24 protein-coding genes, 1 other RNA gene and 2 other annotated features are annotated in these 19135 nt (G+C 38.7%); of the genes, 4 read left to right on the top strand and 21 right to left on the bottom strand.

Annotated features, from left to right (window positions below; genetic code table 11):
- Positions 1-5: 5 nt before the first annotated feature.
- From AB3217_RS03105 to AB3217_RS03070, 8 genes are all read right to left on the bottom strand, one after another.
- Entirely contained in the window at positions 6-335 is a 330-nt protein-coding gene (locus AB3217_RS03105) for a cyclic-di-AMP receptor (RefSeq protein ID WP_057750521.1), read from the bottom strand.
- Between the two features lie 5 nt (positions 336-340).
- Entirely contained in the window at positions 341-994 is a 654-nt protein-coding gene (gene tmk, locus AB3217_RS03100) for a dTMP kinase (RefSeq protein WP_186806966.1), read from the bottom strand.
- A gap of 30 nt (positions 995-1024) precedes the next feature.
- On the bottom strand, positions 1025-1624 hold the full coding sequence (gene recR, locus AB3217_RS03095) for a recombination mediator RecR (protein ID WP_057784484.1): 600 nt from the start codon (positions 1622-1624) through the stop codon (positions 1025-1027).
- 17 nt (positions 1625-1641) lie between these two features.
- On the bottom strand, positions 1642-1956 hold the full coding sequence (locus tag AB3217_RS03090; protein WP_057784485.1) for a YbaB/EbfC family nucleoid-associated protein: 315 nt from the start codon (positions 1954-1956) through the stop codon (positions 1642-1644).
- Between the two features lie 19 nt (positions 1957-1975).
- Complete coding sequence (gene dnaX, locus AB3217_RS03085) at positions 1976-3769, bottom strand: DNA polymerase III subunit gamma/tau (RefSeq protein WP_367365656.1); 1794 nt, start codon at positions 3767-3769, stop codon at positions 1976-1978.
- A gap of 80 nt (positions 3770-3849) precedes the next feature.
- Positions 3850-3936, bottom strand: an RNA gene (gene ffs, locus AB3217_RS03080) — signal recognition particle sRNA small type.
- Between the two features lie 28 nt (positions 3937-3964).
- Positions 3965-4483 carry a tRNA adenosine(34) deaminase TadA gene (gene tadA, locus AB3217_RS03075; RefSeq protein ID WP_068807902.1) on the bottom strand — a complete coding sequence of 173 codons (519 nt, stop codon included), beginning with the start codon at positions 4481-4483 and terminating at the stop codon, positions 3965-3967.
- Positions 4483-5091: a class I SAM-dependent methyltransferase gene (locus AB3217_RS03070; RefSeq protein WP_057784488.1), complete on the bottom strand. Its 609-nt coding sequence runs from the start codon at positions 5089-5091 to the stop codon at positions 4483-4485. Before AB3217_RS03070 ends, tadA begins: the two co-directional genes overlap by 1 nt.
- A 252-nt stretch (positions 5092-5343) precedes the next feature.
- Here AB3217_RS03070 and AB3217_RS03065 point away from each other — a divergent pair, with 252 nt between their 5' ends.
- From AB3217_RS03065 to AB3217_RS03050, 4 genes are all read left to right on the top strand, one after another.
- Complete coding sequence (locus AB3217_RS03065) at positions 5344-5574, top strand: redoxin NrdH (RefSeq protein WP_046871054.1); 231 nt, start codon at positions 5344-5346, stop codon at positions 5572-5574.
- A gap of 107 nt (positions 5575-5681) precedes the next feature.
- Positions 5682-7847 carry a class 1b ribonucleoside-diphosphate reductase subunit alpha gene (nrdE, locus tag AB3217_RS03060; protein ID WP_057784489.1) on the top strand — a complete coding sequence of 722 codons (2166 nt, stop codon included), beginning with the start codon at positions 5682-5684 and terminating at the stop codon, positions 7845-7847.
- 24 nt (positions 7848-7871) lie between these two features.
- A complete protein-coding gene (gene nrdF, locus AB3217_RS03055) occupies positions 7872-8885 on the top strand; it encodes a class 1b ribonucleoside-diphosphate reductase subunit beta (protein WP_229923045.1) in 1014 nt (337 codons plus the stop codon).
- Between the two features lie 73 nt (positions 8886-8958).
- Positions 8959-9537: a TIGR00730 family Rossman fold protein gene (locus AB3217_RS03050; protein WP_057784490.1), complete on the top strand. Its 579-nt coding sequence runs from the start codon at positions 8959-8961 to the stop codon at positions 9535-9537.
- A gap of 74 nt (positions 9538-9611) precedes the next feature.
- On the opposite strand, the gene AB3217_RS03045 is transcribed toward AB3217_RS03050, so the two are convergent.
- The 13 genes from AB3217_RS03045 to cysS form a co-directional block, all read right to left on the bottom strand.
- Entirely contained in the window at positions 9612-10865 is a 1254-nt protein-coding gene (locus tag AB3217_RS03045; protein WP_057784491.1) for a homoserine dehydrogenase, read from the bottom strand.
- Between the two features lie 20 nt (positions 10866-10885).
- Complete coding sequence (locus tag AB3217_RS03040; protein ID WP_057784492.1) at positions 10886-11743, bottom strand: homoserine O-succinyltransferase; 858 nt, start codon at positions 11741-11743, stop codon at positions 10886-10888.
- A gap of 55 nt (positions 11744-11798) precedes the next feature.
- Positions 11799-12045 (bottom strand) — a binding site (T-box leader).
- 117 nt (positions 12046-12162) lie between these two features.
- Complete coding sequence (rplL, locus tag AB3217_RS03035) at positions 12163-12528, bottom strand: 50S ribosomal protein L7/L12 (protein WP_057784516.1); 366 nt, start codon at positions 12526-12528, stop codon at positions 12163-12165.
- A 33-nt stretch (positions 12529-12561) separates the two neighbouring features.
- Complete coding sequence (rplJ, locus tag AB3217_RS03030; protein ID WP_068806198.1) at positions 12562-13068, bottom strand: 50S ribosomal protein L10; 507 nt, start codon at positions 13066-13068, stop codon at positions 12562-12564.
- A gap of 23 nt (positions 13069-13091) precedes the next feature.
- Positions 13092-13214 (bottom strand) — a sequence feature (ribosomal protein L10 leader region).
- 49 nt (positions 13215-13263) lie between these two features.
- A complete protein-coding gene (gene rplA, locus AB3217_RS03025; protein ID WP_068806201.1) occupies positions 13264-13953 on the bottom strand; it encodes a 50S ribosomal protein L1 in 690 nt (229 codons plus the stop codon).
- A gap of 88 nt (positions 13954-14041) precedes the next feature.
- Positions 14042-14467, bottom strand: a complete 426-nt coding sequence (gene rplK / locus AB3217_RS03020; RefSeq protein WP_057784519.1) for a 50S ribosomal protein L11 — start codon at positions 14465-14467, stop codon at positions 14042-14044.
- 124 nt (positions 14468-14591) lie between these two features.
- Positions 14592-15137 carry a transcription termination/antitermination protein NusG gene (gene nusG, locus AB3217_RS03015; RefSeq protein WP_057784520.1) on the bottom strand — a complete coding sequence of 182 codons (546 nt, stop codon included), beginning with the start codon at positions 15135-15137 and terminating at the stop codon, positions 14592-14594.
- Positions 15138-15237: 100 nt separating this feature from the next.
- On the bottom strand, positions 15238-15405 hold the full coding sequence (gene secE / locus AB3217_RS03010) for a preprotein translocase subunit SecE (protein WP_057784521.1): 168 nt from the start codon (positions 15403-15405) through the stop codon (positions 15238-15240).
- 12 nt (positions 15406-15417) lie between these two features.
- Positions 15418-15567 (bottom strand): 50S ribosomal protein L33, encoded by a 150-nt coding sequence (gene rpmG, locus AB3217_RS03005; RefSeq protein WP_084254274.1) that lies wholly within the window; start codon positions 15565-15567, stop codon positions 15418-15420.
- Positions 15568-15683: 116 nt separating this feature from the next.
- On the bottom strand, positions 15684-16274 hold the full coding sequence (locus tag AB3217_RS03000) for a sigma-70 family RNA polymerase sigma factor (protein ID WP_057784522.1): 591 nt from the start codon (positions 16272-16274) through the stop codon (positions 15684-15686).
- A 185-nt stretch (positions 16275-16459) separates the two neighbouring features.
- On the bottom strand, positions 16460-17236 hold the full coding sequence (gene rlmB / locus AB3217_RS02995; RefSeq protein WP_367365655.1) for a 23S rRNA (guanosine(2251)-2'-O)-methyltransferase RlmB: 777 nt from the start codon (positions 17234-17236) through the stop codon (positions 16460-16462).
- The gene (locus AB3217_RS02990) at positions 17223-17642 is read right to left on the bottom strand and encodes a Mini-ribonuclease 3 (protein ID WP_068806207.1); all 420 of its coding nucleotides are present in this window, start codon (positions 17640-17642) and stop codon (positions 17223-17225) included. The genes rlmB and AB3217_RS02990 overlap by 14 nt, the downstream gene beginning before the upstream one ends.
- A gap of 6 nt (positions 17643-17648) precedes the next feature.
- A complete protein-coding gene (gene cysS, locus AB3217_RS02985; RefSeq protein WP_260274835.1) occupies positions 17649-19055 on the bottom strand; it encodes a cysteine--tRNA ligase in 1407 nt (468 codons plus the stop codon).
- Between the last annotated feature and the right edge of the window lie 80 nt (positions 19056-19135).

The following is a 19135-nucleotide window of genomic DNA, read 5'->3' as shown; positions in this document are numbered from 1 at the left end:
TGTAATTAAAATTGTTGAAATTTTTCAATTGGCATAACGAATACAGTTGCACCACCAACTTGAACCTTGACAGGATACGCAGTGGTTCCTTCCATACTGGCATCCAGATTCACAGGCGGTGTCATAAACTCTTCTCTGCTATGTGAAGCTTCCTTAATCATTGCTAAAACTTCATCAACCCGCTGATCGTCAATTCCAATCATGTAAGTTGTATTGCCTGACTTAAGAAATCCACCCGTTGTTGAAAGCTTGGTAGCTCGAATATTGGCATCAATAAATTGATCACTTAACTGACTAGCATCCTTATCCTGGACAATTGCAATAATTAATTTCATAATCTTCACTCTCCTGACTTATTAAAAAGGCCCTTATTAGCTTGATAAATAATCTTTTCAACATCTGAAACAACTTTGGCTTTACTTTGTGTGGCATCAATCACTTGAATTCGTTGTGGATTTTGCTCAGCTATCTTAAGATAAGACGCCCGCACACGTTTATGAAACGAAAGTTGTTCGACATCTAATCGATTTATTTCATCCGTTCGGTGTGTCATAATGCGTCGCAATCCAATTTCAGACGGAACATCAAAATAGATTGTCAAATCTGGCAATAAGCCGGCTGTTGCAAAAAGGTTCATTTGGTAAACTTCATCAACCCCAATTTCACGTCCTGCTCCCTGATAAGCAACAGAACTATCCACATAACGATCGCATAAAACCATTTTGCCACTCTTTAATGCTGGCATAATTGTTTCGACAATATGTTGTCGCCGTGCCGCTGCATAAAGCAATGCTTCAGTTCGATCATCCATTTCTGTATTTTTTCGATCTAAAATAATATCACGAATTGCTTCAGAAATCCGGTTTCCGCCTGGTTCACGTGTGACAACTAAATTATCATTTAATTGAGGGGTGAGGTCCGCCACAATTGAATTTAATGCCGTCGTTTTCCCAGCACCATCTGGTCCTTCAAATGAAATAAACTTTCCTGTCAACATGCCATCTCGCTTCTTAAATTTAGTCTTTTACATTTCAGTTCGGCCTTCAACAGCCTTAAATAAGGTCATTTGATCCGCATACTCAATATCACTGCCAACTGATAATCCATGGGCCAATCTTGTAACTTTGATCCCAGCTGGTTTAATCAACCGTGATAAATACATAGCCGTCGCTTCTCCTTCAGGTGTTGCATTAGTGGCCACAATCACTTCTTTGATGGATTGATTGGTTTGAAGACGCTTCAAAAGGCTAGAGATATTCAGATCTTCTGGTCCCTTACCTTCCATTGGTGAAAGCACACCTTGCAACACATGATACAGACCATGATATTCTTTCATCTCTTCCATAGACATGACGTCTTTGGGATCTTCCACAACTAAAACAGTCGCTTGATCACGACTCTTATCACGGCAAATTTCACACGGATCATCCTCGGTAATGTTGCCACAAATACTACAAAAATGTAAATCTCGTTTAGCGGAGACTAAGGATTTTGCGAACTCACTGACGTCGTCTTGATCCATATTAATGGTAAAAAAAGCCAATCGGGTCGCACTTTTTTCACCAATCCCCGGCAGCTTCATATAACTATCGATTAGTTTTGCAATTGGCTCTGGATACTGCATTTATTAAGCCCTCATTCTTACATTCTAGGCAAACCTTTTGTGTATTTACCCATCGTTTTATTAGTTTCGTCGGTAATCTTTTTCATTGCATCATTTACTGCTGCTACCACTAAATCCTGCAGCATATCAACATCATCCGGATCCACTGCTTCTGGTTTGATCGCAATATCTTTCATTGTCTTATCACCAGTAAAAGTGACTTTGACCATATCATCAGGGGCAACTCCTGTAAATTCTGTCGCATCCAAATTATCTTGTTCTTCAGTTACCTTTTTTTGCATTTTTTGCATTTGTCGCATCATATTTTGCATATTTCCCATTCCACCGCGCATTTTAACTCCGCCTTTCTGTTTAATCGTCTTTGATTTCTACCGTTTCACTGCCAAACAAAGCTTCTGCCTTCGTCACTAACGGATCCTTACTTTCTTGTAGATCGCCATCCGTTCCCTGCTCGCTTTCAGCAGGAGGCTCTTCCACATCAGATGTCGCATTTTCATTATTACTTTGCAGATCTGCTTTATGCTGTTGAATGTACCCCTGACGAATTTCTGGCCATCGATCCGCATCCACATAAGCAATTTTCAAATCATGACCGACTAGCTTATCAATATCGTCACTCAATAATTGACGAAGATCACCGTCATCAGCCGCCTGTTCATACAAGAAAGCGTAATTAAACGCAATTACAGCCCCTTTTTCACTTGCTGCGACTGGTTGTGCCACATGCATTAAAGCGCGCTGTGTCACACTTAACATTGACATTAAATCCGGCCAGATCTCCTTTAATTGTACCAAATTTTTTTTGGTTGCGTTCTCTAAAACTGGATAAATCTTTGAGAGATTTGGTTTAACTTGCCGTCCGTGTTTCTTGGGACCATTACTGCGATTGATATTATTAGTGGGTTTTGAAGCTCCGGTACTTTTTTGGCTTTCTAACTGTTTGACTTGATCAGCCAACTTTTTGACCTGATCTTCTAGCCGTGTGACTTCAGCACTGTCAGTCACAGGTTTTTTTGCTTGTTTGACTGGTGCTTTTTCTGCACCCGAATTAGTTGCCGGTGTTGTCGGCTGCGCCAATTTGATTGTTAAAACTTCCATATAGACGTCCGGATGTGTCGTAAATCGCATTTGTTGCTGAGTATTATTTAAATGATCAATCATTTTATAGATACGTTCAGCTGAAAGAGAAGCAGCAAATGTTTTAAATTGATCATCAACATCGCCTAACTCTTGGTCAACAATCAACGTTGGATCCTGTTGATATAGCAGAAGATTCCGACAAAAATTAATCAAATCTTCAATAAAACGATTTGCATCTTTACCTTCTGCCAAAACTTTTTCTAAGGTTTCCAGTGCTGCGCTCACCTGTTGATCCGAAATTTCGGCTACATATTTATTTAACAGATCGTGATTGACGCTGCCTGTAACTTGAAGTGCATTTTTTAATGTGATTTCATTATCACCAAATGACAGGGCTTGATCCAGAATACTAAGTGCATCCCGCATTCCTCCTTCGGCAGCTTTGGCTATAACCATTAGTGCTTTTTCATCATACGTAATTTTCTTTTGACCCAAAATGTAAACCATTCGATCAAAGCTATCTTTCGTTGAAATACGGCGAAAATCGAAACGCTGGGTTCGGGAAATAATGGTGAGAGGAATCTTTTGAGGCTCAGTGGTTGCTAAAATGAACACCACATTTGCTGGCGGCTCTTCTAAGGTTTTTAAGAGCGCATTAAACGCACCTGTTGACAACATATGAACTTCATCAATGATATAAACTTTATAATCAGCTTCGGTTGGTGCGTATTTTGCCTTGTCACGGATATCACGAATTTCTTCGACACCATTATTGGAGGCCGCATCAATTTCAATCACATCGTTTAAGCGTCCTTGTGTAATTGCTTTACACGTTGCACATTCGTTGCATGGCTCACCATCCTTTAAATGGTGACAATTAACAGCCTTAGCAAAGATCTTAGCAGCCGATGTTTTCCCTGTTCCCCGTGGACCAGTAAACAAATAGGCATGACTAGTTTGCCCAGTAATGAGTGCGTTTTTTAAAGTTTGGGTAATGACTTGTTGTCCCACAATCTCGTCGAAACGTTGTGGTCGCCAAACACGATATAAAGCTTGATAACTCATTTTTGAATTCCCTTCAATCGTTTCTATAAACCTAAATAAAAAGCTCCTAGCCATGTTGACTAAGAGTTTATCAATTTCCCAATAACTTAAGGCACAAGACAGATCAGACTTAGTGCTGCTTCCTTCCGGATCTGACACAATTCGTAAGTCCACCCTTGCCTTAAGGCCTCTCGGCACTATTAATAATACTCGATTTTACTCAGAATTTCTACTAATTTGTTTACTTTTTTTTATGTTTTTTCTTCGAGCCCGAATTTCTCGGAAAAAGTTTTGCATAATTTGACTCGCTTCTTTTTGAAAAAGTCCTTCGTGAACTTGCACTTGATGATTTAATCGTCGGTCATTCAAAAGCTGATACAAGCTTTGCACCATGCCAGCTTTAGGATCCCGCGCTCCAAAATAAACCTCTGGTAATTGAGAATTAATAATTGCACCACTGCACATCATGCATGGTTCAATAGTGACAAAGAGTTGACAGTCCCAAAGACGCCAGCTCTTTAACGTATGACAAGCTTCTTGAATGGCAATCAATTCCGCATGGGCAGTGGCATCTTGATCTTTTTCCCGCAAGTTATGTCCTTGACCAACAATTTGATTTTTATGAACAATTATGGCTCCAATTGGCACCTCACCCATGCTTTTAGCTTTTTTGGCTTCTTCATACGCCAGACTCATAAAATATAATTCTTGGTTAACAGATAAGTCGTTCGCCATTACTGGGACTCCTTCACACTTTTAATGATGTAATAACCTTTTTGTTTATGAATAATTTCGGCATTGCCAAAAACTTGTTCCATCTTTTTTTTGGCCGATGGCGCGCCCTGCTTTTTTTGTAAAACAATAATTAAAGAGCCGCCAACTTGCAAATGATTTTTTGCTTCTACTAGGATCTTCGTGACAACTGATTTACCAGCGCGAACCGGTGGATTAGAAACAACAGTTTGATAGGTGGTCTTCTCAACTTTATCATACGTATCCGATTCCCAAATTGTCACGTTATGAATATTATTTTGCTCGGCATTTTCTTTGCACAAATCCAACGCCCGTAAATTAACGTCAACCAAATCAACATGAATTTCTGGAACTGCCTTGGCAATTGCTAATCCAATCGGCCCATAACCACAACCTACATCTAAAACCTCACCCGTAAATTCTTTTAAATTTAAAGCTTCCAGTAAAGTTCGCGTTCCAAAATCAACCGTGGCTTTGGAGAAAACACCGTTGTCAGAATTAAAAGTTAAATTTTGATTCAATAATGTAAATTGCCACTGTCGTTTCTCATGTAAAACTTCTGGATTTTGTGTATAATAGTATTCAGTCATTATTTTCTCCTTCTTTATAGGTTCTATTATAAAGGATTATCTTGCTTAATACATAACTAACTTAGCGTTAGATTCTCCATCAAAAAGTGAACAAAAAAAGTTTTGCTTCAAAACCTTATTAAACCACCACATTTAGTGTAGTATCAAAAAAACACACTAAATATGGTGGTTTTTCATTGAATTTTACATTGAATGCTGTATACTGAATCTATCGTATAAACATAAAAGAAACAGAGAATTGAAGGTGATTACATGAGTGAAGTAACAATTTATACAAAAAACAACTGTATGCAATGTAAGATGACAAAGCGTTTCTTAAGCGAACATAACATTCCTTTTAAGGAACGTAATATTAATACAAATCCTGATTATATCGACTATTTAAAGTCACGTGGATTCCAAGCTGTTCCCGTTGTAGAATCAAACGGTAATGAACCTATTGCTGGATTTCGACCTGACGTTTTAAAACAACTTGCTATTTAGCAACCTATATATTTATCAGGCTGGGTAAAACGCACGTGCTGCATATTACAGCTAGGCGTTTTTTATTTACTTAAAATTTAGTATTTATCGCAGAAAGGCGTGAAATTATGAGTCTCAAGAATCTTAAAGATGTCACATACTATGATTTAAATAATGAAATTAACATTCCTGTTAATAATCAGATCCCACTAAACAAAGACCATGATGCATTGGCCGCCTTCTTAGCTCAAAATGTCAAACCTAACACCAAGAAATTTGATTCCTTGCAAGCTCGTTTTGACTACCTCATCAAAAATGACTACATAGATGAGGATTCCATCAACAAATATTCACCAGAGTTTCTCGAAAAGCTTTATTCTTACTTGAATGCGCAGAACTTTCATTTTCAATCATTCATGGCGGCCTATAAATTTTATGCGCAGTATGCGTTAAAAACAAACGATAATAGTTATTACTTGGAAAACTTTATTGATCGCGTTGCCATGAATGCCACTTATTTTGCGGAGGGTGACGAAAACTTAGCAATGAACATTGCCGATGAAATTATTCACCAACGTTACCAACCCGCAACCCCCAGTTTTTTAAACGCTGGTAGAAAACATCGTGGTGAATTGGTTTCTTGTTTTTTGATCCAGGCAACAGATGACATGAATGCTATCGGCCGAACAATTAATTCAGCACTGCAACTGTCTAAACTTGGTGGGGGGGTCGGAATTAACCTCAGCAACTTACGAGAGGCCGGCGCTCCTATTAAGGGGATTGAGGGCGCTGCAAGTGGTGTTGTTCCGGTTATGAAACTTTTGGAAGACAGTTTTTCATACGCTAACCAGCTTGGTCAACGACAAGGAGCTGGTGTGGTTTATCTCAATATTTTCCACCCTGACATTATTGCTTTCTTATCTGCTAAAAAAGAAAACGCAGATGAAAAAATTCGGGTTAAAACTTTGTCACTTGGTGTCGTTGTTCCTGATAAGTTTTATGAATTAGCACGAAAAGACCAAGACATGTACCTTTTCAGTCCCTACTCAGTTGAAAAAGTATACGGCAAACCATTCTCATATGTGGATATCACAAAAGAGTATGACAACATGGTGGCTAATCCAGAAATTCGGAAAACAAAATTAAAGGCCCGGGACCTGGAAAATGAGCTTTCTAAATTACAGCAAGAATCTGGTTATCCATATGTTGTCAACGTCGATACCGCTAACCGCGACAATCCAATTTACGGAAAAATTGTGATGAGCAATCTCTGTTCAGAAATTATGCAGGTGCAAACTCCTTCTGAAATTGATGACAAACAAGAATACACCACATTGGGAACCGACATTAGTTGTAATTTAGGATCCACTAACATCGTCAACATGATGAACACACCTAATTTTGGTCACTCAGTTGAAACCATGGTCCGCGCTCTAACTTTTGTAACGGATCATTCCAATATTAGCGTAGTGCCATCCATTCAAAATGGAAATCATCTTTCCCATACAATTGGATTGGGTGCCATGGGACTTCATGGTTACCTTGCCAAGAACCATATGTACTATGGGGACGCAGATTCATTGGACTTTACCAGCGTTTATTTCATGCTATTAAACTATTGGACTTTAAAAGCTTCCAATGAAATCGCACGTGAACGGCAAACAACTTTCCACAATTTTGAAAAGAGCAAATACGCTGATGGTAGCTATTTTGATAAATACGTTGCCAAGGACTGGGGTCCAAAAACTGAAAAAGCAAAGGAATTGTTCAAGTCAATTGAAATTCCAACACACGCCGATTGGGAAGCCTTAAAAGAATCTGTAATGAAAGATGGCCTTTATCATCAAAATCGAATGGCTGTTGCCCCTACTGGTTCCATTTCTTACATTAACGATGCCACAGCTAGTTTACAACCAATTGTCAACCGAGTTGAGGAACGGCAAGAAAAGAAAATTGGTAAAATTTATTTTCCAGCTCCATACCTTGATAACGATACATTGCCATATTATCAATCTGCTTATGACATTGATATGCGCAAAGTCGTGGACATTTATGCAGCCGCTCAACAACACGTCGATCAAGGGATGAGCATGACATTCTTCATGCGTTCAACCATTCCGGAAGGCATTTATGAATGGAAAGATGGCCGCACAAACAAAATGACGACTCGTGATTTGAACATTTTGCGTAATTATGCGTATAATAAGGGAATTAAATCAATTTATTATATTCGAACTTTCACTGACAATGACGGTGAAGTTGGCGTTAATCAATGTGAAAGCTGCTCAATTTAATTACGTTTGGAAAGGAACTAAATAATGGCAGATTTAAAATTAGATCCAATGAAATGGAATGCAGATGGTAACTACAAAGCCGTCAACTGGAATCAAGTTTCCGATGAAATTGATAAAGCAACTTGGGAAAAATTAACCGAACAGTTTTGGTTAGATACCCGGATTCCAATTTCAAACGATCTTGACGACTGGCGTACATTAGATGAAGATCACAAATGGGTCGTAGGACACGTTTTTGGTGGTCTTACCTTACTTGACACCTTACAGTCGCAAGACGGAATGGCAGCCTTACGAAAGGATGTCCGGACACCTCATGAAACGGCTGTTTTAAATAACATCCAATTTATGGAGTCCGTTCATACTAAGAGTTATTCATCTATTTTCGAAACATTAAATACACCAGGCGAGATTGATGAAATCTTTTCTTGGAGTGATAGTGAAGAATTTCTTCAAAACAAAACCAAGAAAATTTACACACTATATCATGACGACAGTGACCCACTCAAGAAAAAGATTTCAAGTGTCTTCCTTGAAACTTTCTTATTCTATTCTGGTTTCTTCACGCCACTTTACTACTTGGGCCACAACAAACTAACCAACGTTGCTGAAATTATAAAATTAATTTTACGTGATGAATCTGTCCATGGCACATACATTGGTTACAAGTTCCAGTTGGCTATGAAGAGCTTATCTGAAACTAAACAACAGGAATTAAAAGACTGGATGTTTAACTTTCTTTATGAACTTTATGATAATGAAGAAAAATACGTTCACGTTTTATATGACCAAGTTGGTTGGTCAGATCAAGTTTTAACTTTCACACGTTATAATGCCAACAAAGCTTTGATGAACCTGGGCCAAAATCCACTCTTCCCTGATACAGAAGCCGATGTTAACCCAATCGTTATGAACGGAATTTCAACAGGTACAGCTAACCATGACTTCTTCTCACAAGTTGGTAATGGTTATCGCTTAGGTCAACTCGAAACAATGTCTGATAAAGATTATGATATTGGTAAACCTAAAGACCATAAGTAATGAACTAAAAAGAATGTCTCTAAGTTTTCTAACTTAGTGGCATTCTTTTTTCTATCTTTAAGGAGCAAAGATTATGAAATCAATTCGATCAATTTGTGTATTTTGCGGCTCAAACACGGGCTACGATGAAAATTATAAAAAAGCAACGATTGCATTAGCCGATTATTTAGCGGTGCATCATTATCGTTTGGTTTATGGTGGCGGACGCCTTGGTTTAATGGGCGTTTTAGGCAACGAAATGTTAGACAAGGGTGGTGATGTCCTTGGCGTTATCCCCAAGGTACTGGTCAATGAAAAACTAGCCCGGATTCCAAGCGATAAAATTATCACTACAGTAGACATTTCCGAGCGCAAGCAATACATGTTGGACGCTTCAGACGCTTTTATTGCCTTACCAGGTGGCTTTGGAACTTTTGAGGAATTTCTCACAATGTTGTCTTGGAGCCAAATCAATCTGCACCAAAACCCATTGGCTTTACTCAATGTCGATGGTTTCTACGACCCTCTGGTTCAATTTCTAAAACAAACTACTGAAGCTGGCTTTGCGCCTAAAGAAAACTTAAGCCTTTTTGTTAACTCTGATAACGTCCCTGATTTGTTTGCCCAGCTTACAACATTTCAACACACACTACCTAATAAATGGACGAATTAAACGTCTAATGTTTCCACATAAAATACCGATGTCGAACTGATTTTTGTCAGTTTTAGCATCGGTATTTTTTAAAACTAATTTTCTTTTAAAATGGGGTAAAAATGAACGTTCTGAAACATGAAGGAAAGACTTTTTTCAAGATTGGTTTTCTCGTTTTTATCTAAAACGGATGTAATGCAAAAAACGGCCTTACCAGTTTTAAAAGTGTCCTCTATGTACTGGGAAGCTTCATTAGAGAATTTCGGCTCTTTTTTTGCAGGCTCTCCCAACGCAATAAAATACTCTAGCGGCAACTTCAGCAGTGAATATTCCGAAATATGCGTAGATGGAGCATTATAGCTTGAGCCACATTGTTCGGTCAAAATATGATGGGTAATCGTTAATAAATCACTCATAATACTGTTTGCCGTTGGCTCAGAACCGGCTCCTGCTCCTGTATACGACGTTGTTCCCAGAGCAGTACTCGTAACTAACACACTATTTTCTACGCCACTCACATTGGCAAGCGGATGCTGTTTCGTAACTGCCACAGGCGCCACTAACGTGTATAAGGTATGCTCCTTTTTTCGGGCAACAATCGCTGGCTTAATGGTCAACCCCCAGTGTGCCGCCCCACTGAGCTCATCCAACGTAATTTTATCAATTCCAGTGCGCTCTAATTGTTTTAAATTAATCGTATGCCCAAACGCTAACTGACTTAAAATAGCCAATTTATAGGCCGAATCAAAGCCACTCAAATCATTAATTGGATTGGCCTCTGCATATCCCAATTTTTGAGCGCGTTTCAAACTGTCTGCATAACTAGAACGTTCATCTTTCATTGCACTTAAAACGTAATTCGAGGTCCCATTTACGATTCCAGTTAACCCAGTAATTTGATCGGTAATTAAGCTGTCACTCAAAACCCGCAAAATTGGGATTCCACCACCGACACTCGCCTCATAGTAAAGATCTACATGATTTTGTCGTGCTAGTTTGGTCAACTGGGGACCTTTTAAAGCAATCAATTCCTTATTGGCAGTAATCACAGATTTTCCGTGGTTAATAGCTTGACAAACTGCGTGATAGGCTTGGTCAACGGTTCCCATGACCTCAATCACAATTTGAATTGAAGGATCAGTTGTGACGTTTTCAATTTCACCAGTAAATTGAACATCTTCATCCCAGTGCAAATTTCTTTTCTTGTCAGGATGACTAACAGCAATTTTCTTAACATTAAAATGAACTTTTATAGACTCCGCAATCTGATTAGTAGCACGGTTTAATAACGTCAAGACACCCGTTCCAACGGTACCACAACCCAGCATTCCAACCGAAATAGTTGTCATCACAAAGACCTCCTTTAGACTCAAATTTTTGCAAATGTATTGTCAGCTTTAGAAATTAAGTTAAGCCAATTTTGATAGATAAGTTGACGACTATTTTGCCAAGTATAGCGAATGCGGCCGTCACCATCAAAGTAGTTTTTTGGAGCCAATATCTGTTCCTTTTTATTTAAATCTCGTTTATATTCAACTTCTAGCGTATCTGCTTCATACTCAGGGTGACCAGTTAAATAGGTTTGATTAATCTGAGGAGCATGTAGAATCATAGGTCCAATTTCAGCATTACTTGCAACCACTTTGACACCAGAAAAGTGCTCAATCGTGGTATGCCGTGATTGTGGTATTTTTAATTCTTTCTTTTTCCTGATTCCGGTAACAAGCGGACTTTCTTTATCAATCTCAGTCGCCGAATAAATACCAAATGTTTTCTCGTCTAAATTCACTTTTTTAATATTAAACTCGACTGCCAAAGCGGCCTGAGCAGCCCAACATTCAAATAAGGATTGCTTAACATGGTGATGGGACCAAGCAATAATTTGTTTAAATTCTTGCCAATAATCAACTTGATCAAAAGTTAACGTTTCAATTGGCGCCCCGGTAATAATTAAGGCATCATAATTATTTTTTGAAGCTTCACTAAACTTGGTATAGGATTTCGCCATTAATGCCGCTGAAGTATTTTTAAAGCTATGGCTGGCCGGATAGGCGAAGGTCAAGCTAACATCTTGTTTCATGTGATTGAAGGCTTTCAGAAACTGCCGTTCAGTTGTTTTCTTTGTTGGCATTAAATTTAACATGAGAATATTTACAGGATTGCTTAACCTGACATTTTGCCATTCTTGATAAGCCTCTAAGAATCCGTTTTTTGCGTTTGCTGTCACCCACATCACCCTCCTATTGACAAAAAAAGTCTTCATTCCATAATCTTGTATAAGATTATGGGACGAAGACATTCGCGGTGCCACCCAATTTTTCAATATTTTTCAATATTAAACTCAGCAAGCACTCCCATAATAAATCGGAATGCTCTGTAAGTTATCGGTTACTACCGGACAACCAGCCAGTTAACGACCAGTTGTCAATTCCGAGCTCATCTTCAGACTTTTTCCCCACACCTCATTGCACCAACCGAGGTTCTCTTTAAGAAGGTTTCCAATCTTACTCTTCTCATCAACATCTAATATTTTTAACTTTTACTTAACTTAACATTCACTTCTACCAATGTCAATAATGGATTCGAAGTTTATTTGAAGATAAAAAAAGAACCCACAATTGTGAGTTCTTTTTGGATGTTAACAGATTATTTAACAGTAACTGTAGCGCCAGCTTCTTCAAGCTTAGCTTTAACATCGTTTGCTTCGTCTTCTGAAACGTCTTCTTTGATTGCTGAAGGTGCCTTGTCAACAAGGTCCTTAGCATCTTTCAAGCCAAGGCCAGTGATTTCACGAACAGCCTTGATTGCTTTAACTTTAGCTGATCCAGCCTCTGTTAATTCAACAGTGAATGTTGTCTTTGCAGCAGCATCGCCACCAGCAGCACCTGCGGCAGCAACTGGAGCAGCAGCTGAAACACCGAATTCGTCTTCGATAGCTTTAACTAAGTCATTTAAGTCAGTAATTGAAGCACCTTTTAAGTCTTCAATAAATTGGTCTTTATCTAATGCCATTTTTGTTTCCTCCATTATATTTGTCTAATTTAATTATGCAGCGTCTTCTTCAGACTTTTTATCTGCAACAGCTTTAACAGCATAAGCAACATTACGTACAGGTGCTTGTAATACATTAGCAAGCATGCTGAGCAAGTCTTCACGACTAGGCATTGAAGCGTATGTGTTAATTTCATCAAGTGTAGCTACTTTTCCTTCGATCATGCCACCCTTAAGTGTAAGTGCGTCATGTTCGTCGGCAAACTTTTTCAAAACCTTTGCAGGTGCAACTGGGTCCTCATCAGAGAATGCAACAGCACTTGGGCCAACAAAAATATCGTTTAACTCTTTGTAACCAGCTTTTTCAGCAGCACGAGTTAAAATTTTGTTTTTAATTACATGCAACGTAACACCAGCATCACGCAATTCCTTACGTAACTCTGTGTCTTCTGCAACAGTCAATCCACGTGAATCAACAACGATTGCGGAAGCGGCTTTGCTAAAATAATCAACAGCTGTATCAACAATTGCAGATTTTTTAGCGATTGCTTCTTTACTCATTAAATTTCACCTCCAGCAATTTTTTAATTATAAAAAAATCCGCACCCAGACGGGATACGGAAATTTACATTTCTACGTTCCTCGGCAGGCAAAAAATTAAGACGATCACTCGTCACCTGAGTCTTAGGCAAATTTTATTATAATTTACTAATCAAAGTTACCATAGAAAAGCTATCTATGTCAATACACAATTAATTAAAACTGTGATAAATCAACATGGACACCAGGGCCAAATGTTGAAGCTACAGAAACGTTTTGTACGTATGTTCCTTTAACAGAAGCAGGACGTGCACGAACGATTGTATCTTCAATAACTGTCAAATTACCAAGTAACTTGTCAGCATCAAATGACACCTTACCAATTGGCACATGAACATTACCATCACGGTCAGTTCTGTAAGTAACTTTTCCAGCTTTAGATTCTGTAACAGCCTTGGTTACATCCATTGTAACTGTTCCGGTCTTAGGGTTAGGCATTAAACCTTTGGGTCCAAGAACCCGACCTAAACGTCCAACCTGAGCCATCATATCAGGTGTTGCAATTGCAACATCGAAATCAAGCCAGCCGCCTTGGATACGTTGAACTAAATCATCGTCACCCACAACGTCTGCGCCAGCTGCCTCGGCATCTTTAGCTTTTTCACCTTTAGCAAAAACGATAACTGTTTGTTCTTTACCTGTACCATTTGGTAAAACAACAGCGCCACGTAATTGTTGATCAGCTTGTTTTGTATCTACATTTAATTTGAAAACTGTTTCTACAGTTGCGTCAAACTTAGCAAAATCCATTTTCTTAACTAAGTCCAAAGCTTCCTTTGGTGCATATGCTTTTGTTGTATCAACTTGCTTTAAGGCATCTTGATACTTTTTACCTCTTTTTGCCATCTGTGTTTTCCTCCTTGCAAATGTGGTTTTATCGGATTTTCCTCCCACTTGATACATCCATTTTAATGGAGTATCCGACTACAACAACTTAGTCTTTAACTTCAAAGCCCATGCTGCGTGCAGTACCTTCGACCATGCGCATTGCAGACTCTACGTTTGCAGCGTTTAGATCTTGCATTTTTGTTTCGGCGATTTCCTTAACTTGATCCTTGGTTACAGTTGCAACCTTGTTTGTGTTAGGTTCACCAGAACCATGTTCAACACCGGCAGCTTTCTTCAAGAGAACAGAAGCAGGTGGAGTCTTTGTAACGAAATCGAATGAACGATCTTCATAAACTGTGATTACAACAGGAATTAACATGCCAGCTTGATCAGCTGTACGTGCATTAAATTCCTTTGTGAATCCCATAATATTAATACCTGCTTGTCCTAAAGCTGGACCAACTGGTGGAGCCGGAGTTGCTTTTCCGGCAGGAATTTGCAATTTTACAACGTTAGCTACTTTTTTTGCCACGAGACATACCTCCTTATAAGTCCGTGTGTGGTATGATGAGGATTTAAATTTCCTCTCCCACGCTTACATATGCACAAAAGCATACTTTAAAAGTATACCATGTAATTATCAAAAGGACAAACCCCTAATCCAGTTTGTCAATTTGCTCCATATCAAGCTCTGTACTCGTTTCACGACCGAACATGTTGATATTAACTTTCAATTTCATATTTTTATTGTCGACTTCAGTAATTTTCCCGGTCAATCCAGAGAAAGCACCATCAACAATTTTGACCGTTTCCCCAACTTCAACTTCAATTGTGGCATGCCGTACTGACATCCCCAAATGACGAAGAATTCGTTCTGCTTCATCTGGCAACAATGGAGATGGTTTACTACCTGAACCATGTGAGCCTACAAAGCCAGTAACACCAGGAGTGTTTCGCACGATGTACCAAGCTTGATCGCTCATGACCATTTCCACTAAAACATATCCAGGAAATTCCTTTTTCATTGTAACCTTGTCTTTGCCATTTTTGTTTTCATGTTCCTCTTCTTCAGGAACAACTACTCGGAAAATATTATCTTGCATTCCCATTGATAGAGAACGAGATTCCAAGTTAGCTTTGACTTTGTTTTCATATCCTGAATAGGTATGCAAAACATACCAATTTTTTGCAGCTGTTTCCAATTGTATTTCTCCTTTGATTTTAAACAAAATAAAAAAACTCCGTCTACACGAAGTTCCAACACAGTTATTGTATCAAAAAAAACGATCTAGTGCCATGCTTTTACTGGAATAAAGCAAGAAAAAGTTGAACTAACCAGTCCACCAGTGCAAAGAAAGCAACAAAGAATACTGAGAGTCCAATGACAGAAGAAGCATCTTTGCGGAGCTGGTGTGCATTTGGCCAGGTCACATCATGCATCTCTTGTATAACACTTTTAATAAATTTCATTGAACTTTCCTCCTAGCGTGTTTCTCGGTGTAACGTGTGTTTGTTGCAGTGTTTACAATACTTTTTAACTTCTAATCTTGTAGTTCTGTTTGGATTCGCCGCAACTGTATAGTTCCGTGATCCACAAACTGAACATGCTAAAGCAATTTGTTTTTGCGACATAATTTATCTCCCTAATTAATCAAATCTAACTTTATCATGCCAGCTCCACCATGTCAATTTCAACCAATTAATAAAATTGATGACAGTAAAAAATAGGACCTGAGTCCTATTTTTATTTACCGATCATGAGAAACACGTTGTTCAAACTTGCTGCGACACCGACTAATTGCGTTTAAAACTTTTGAACGATCACAATTTAGAATAGTCGCAATCTCTGCTGAATCTTTTCCGGCAAAAAAGTGACGAAAAACTTGTGCTTCAAACCCAGAAAGATCTGAACAATAGCGTTCACAATCTTCCTTCAATACTGCCATTTCGTGTGGTCCACCATGTTTGGTCATGAACAAACGCTCACAGTCACTATTCTCTTCTTGCATTGCCTCCAGAGAATTGCTAAATAAATCTGAACGCCGTTTGAAGGCCATTTCTCGACGAATAAGACTGCAGACCCGATTTTGAAAATTGGTTTGAAAGAATTTTCCTAATGTAATATGCCGTTCACTGTCGTAGTTCGCGATCGTATTAAAGAAAGACACCCTTCCCTCCTGTAACCAATCATCCAATTCGTATCCTCGTAAAAAATACTTTTCCTTAATGTGAAGCACGATTGGACTGTACTGATGAAATAATAGCTCAAAGCTTGTAGAATCCCCATATTTTGCTTTATCAATTAAACTTAACTCAGTTTCGTACGTGTTGTTTGTCATGTGTCACTCCTAACCAGCCTCCTCGAGAAAATAATATACCAGATTAAGTATTTGGCTGGCAAGGGAACACACGTTTAAATCGTTGATATGACGCGGATTATAGCCACAAAAAAAGCAAAATTCACTGTAAAACCTCGCAGTAAACTTTACTTTTGTCGGAGTAATCGAATTTTTTGTCGTACTTTTTATAAAGAATGGCGTGTTGAAAATCCTTGATAAATTAATAAACTTGCCGCAACACTGGCATTCAAACTTTGCACTTGCCCCACCATCGGAATTGTCAATGTTTCATCAACCTGTTTCTTCAATAAAGGTGAGATTCCTTTACCTTCATTACCAATGATTAAGCCCACTGATCCTTTTGCATCCCATTTACGATAATCAGTACCATCCATATCAGTACCAAAGATCCACATGCCGCGCTTTTTTAATTCTTTAATAGTATTGACCAAGTTTGTGACACGCACAACCGGCACGTGCTCAATGGCCCCTGCTGACGTTTTTGCCACGGTACTAGTCAAGCCAACTGCACGGTGTTTTGGAATAATCACACCATGAACCCCTGCGGCATCAGCAGTTCGTAAAATTGAACCCAAATTATGTGGATCTTCAATATTATCCAAGATAACGACAAATGGCGCTTCGTCTTTATCACTGGCTTTTTTGAAAACATCGTCCAAATCAGCATACTCAAAAGCTGCAATGGCAAGTACGACGCCTTGATGATTTTGTCCATCAGATAAATGGTCTAACTTATGTTTAGGCACCTGTGACACAATAAGTTTGCGTTTTTCTGCAAGTTTGACAATATCGTGAATTGCATCTGCTTTTAAGCCTTCTTGAATGAACACTTTATTGATTGTTTGTTGCGACTTTAAAGCGGAAACTGCTGGATGACGGCCAATAATAAAATCACCTTGCGTCTCTGCTGCATTCTGATCTTCGTTTTTACTTTGTGGCATGTGTAATTTTTCCTTCCTCTACTTGTGCAATACACCAGTTAGCAAGCCAATCTAAGCGTTCCTGCTGACCACTTAAAGAAAGATACCCCATTAGTGCTTCAAACCCTGTGGAAATCCGATACGTCAAAACGGAAGTGTTTTTAGCGGAAGTATGACTTTTAGCATTACGGCCCCGTTTAAAATACTCTTCTTCAGTTTCAGTTAAGATTTTTTGCGCCTTCATGGCATCAATTAAAGCTGCCTGTGCCTTTGCCGAAACAAAGTTGGTTGCCGTATGATGGAGCTTAGTTGGCTTTGTCAGGCCTTTTTGAATCAAGTGTCTTCTGATGTAAACTTCGTATACTGCATCACCTAAGTACGCTAATGCAATGCCATTTAATTGTTTATAATCGTCATATTCTGTCATTCGATATTATTCCCTTTTCCACCGAGTTCCTTGAGGGGTGTCCTCCAAGATAATTCCCTGGTCTTTTAATTGATCCCGAATTTCATCACTACGTTGAAAGTCCTTGTTTTCTCTGGCTTGATCGCGTTGTGTAATGAGTTGTTTAATCGTTTCATCTTCTAATTTTGTTTCTTCTAATTTAATTCCAAAAATACTTACCAGTTCAATAAATCGAGCTTTTAACAAATCTAGTGAGTTTCGTTTAACGGTTTCGCGTTCACTATACACATTTAAAACTTTGGCCAATTCATACACAACCGCAATCCCATTTTGGGCATTAAAATCATCATCCATAGCCTGATTGAAATCGTCAGTTAATTCCTTAACCCGCGTTGCTATTTCGGGATCTTCGCCATCAATTGCATCTGCATAACGATAATTTAGATTGGCAAAGGCATTTTGCAGTTTAGCTAAATTATTACCAGCTTCAGTCAAATTTTCTCGTGTATATTGAATTGGACGACGATACTGGGTAGTCGCCATAAACAAACGGAGAATTTGGGGATCCATTTCTTTGATAATATCGTGAACAGTCACAAAGTTGCCTAACGACTTACTCATTTTTTCATTTTCGTCGCCAACCGTGACAAAACCGTTATGCATCCAATAATTAGAAAAGGTTTTACCAGTTTTGGCCTCACTTTGTGCAATCTCATTTTCATGATGGGGAAACTCTAAATCTTCACCACCAGCATGAATATCAATGGTTTCACCTAGGTACTTTGTGGCCATTACGGAACACTCGATGTGCCAACCCGGACGACCTTTACCCCAAGGTGCTTCCCAAGAAATTTCGTCTGCTTTGACACCTTTCCATAACGCAAAATCAATGGGATCTTCTTTACGGGCTGTTTCTTCATCATTTACATGTTCACTGGCGCCTTGTTCCAAATCATCAATATTTTGGCCCGAAAGTTCACCATACTTTTTAAATTTGCGAGTTCGATAATAAACATCCCCGTCAGACACATATGCATAACCTTTATCGAGCAAAACCTGGATAAAATCGATGATTTCTGCGATATTTTCGGTTGCCCGGGGGTTCATAGTTGCCGGTTCCACATTAATTGCGCGACTATCTTCCATGAAAGCCTGAATAAATTTATCAGCTAATTTGGGAACCGTTGTCCCTTCTTTTTTAGCGGTATTGATCATTTTATCATCAACATCGGTAAAATTAGAAACAAAATTCACTTTAAAACCACGATACTCAAAATAGCGTCGGATTGTGTCAAACGCAATGATGCTACGTGCATTACCGATATGAATGTAATTATATACAGTGGGACCACAAACATACATGTTCACAATCCCGGGAGTGATGGGCTGAAACGCTTCTTTTCGTCGCGTCATTGTATTATAAACGTTTATCATTCAAACGGCCTCTTTTCATTTTATATTCTGTTTTGATTTTATCACATATCCCAGAAACCACCTAAAAAAGGATTGTGTGA

The sequence above is a fragment of the Pediococcus parvulus genome (assembly GCF_964063155.1).
GTDB lineage: Bacteria > Bacillota > Bacilli > Lactobacillales > Lactobacillaceae > Pediococcus > Pediococcus parvulus.
This window is presented reverse-complemented; position numbering and strand designations above follow the sequence as displayed.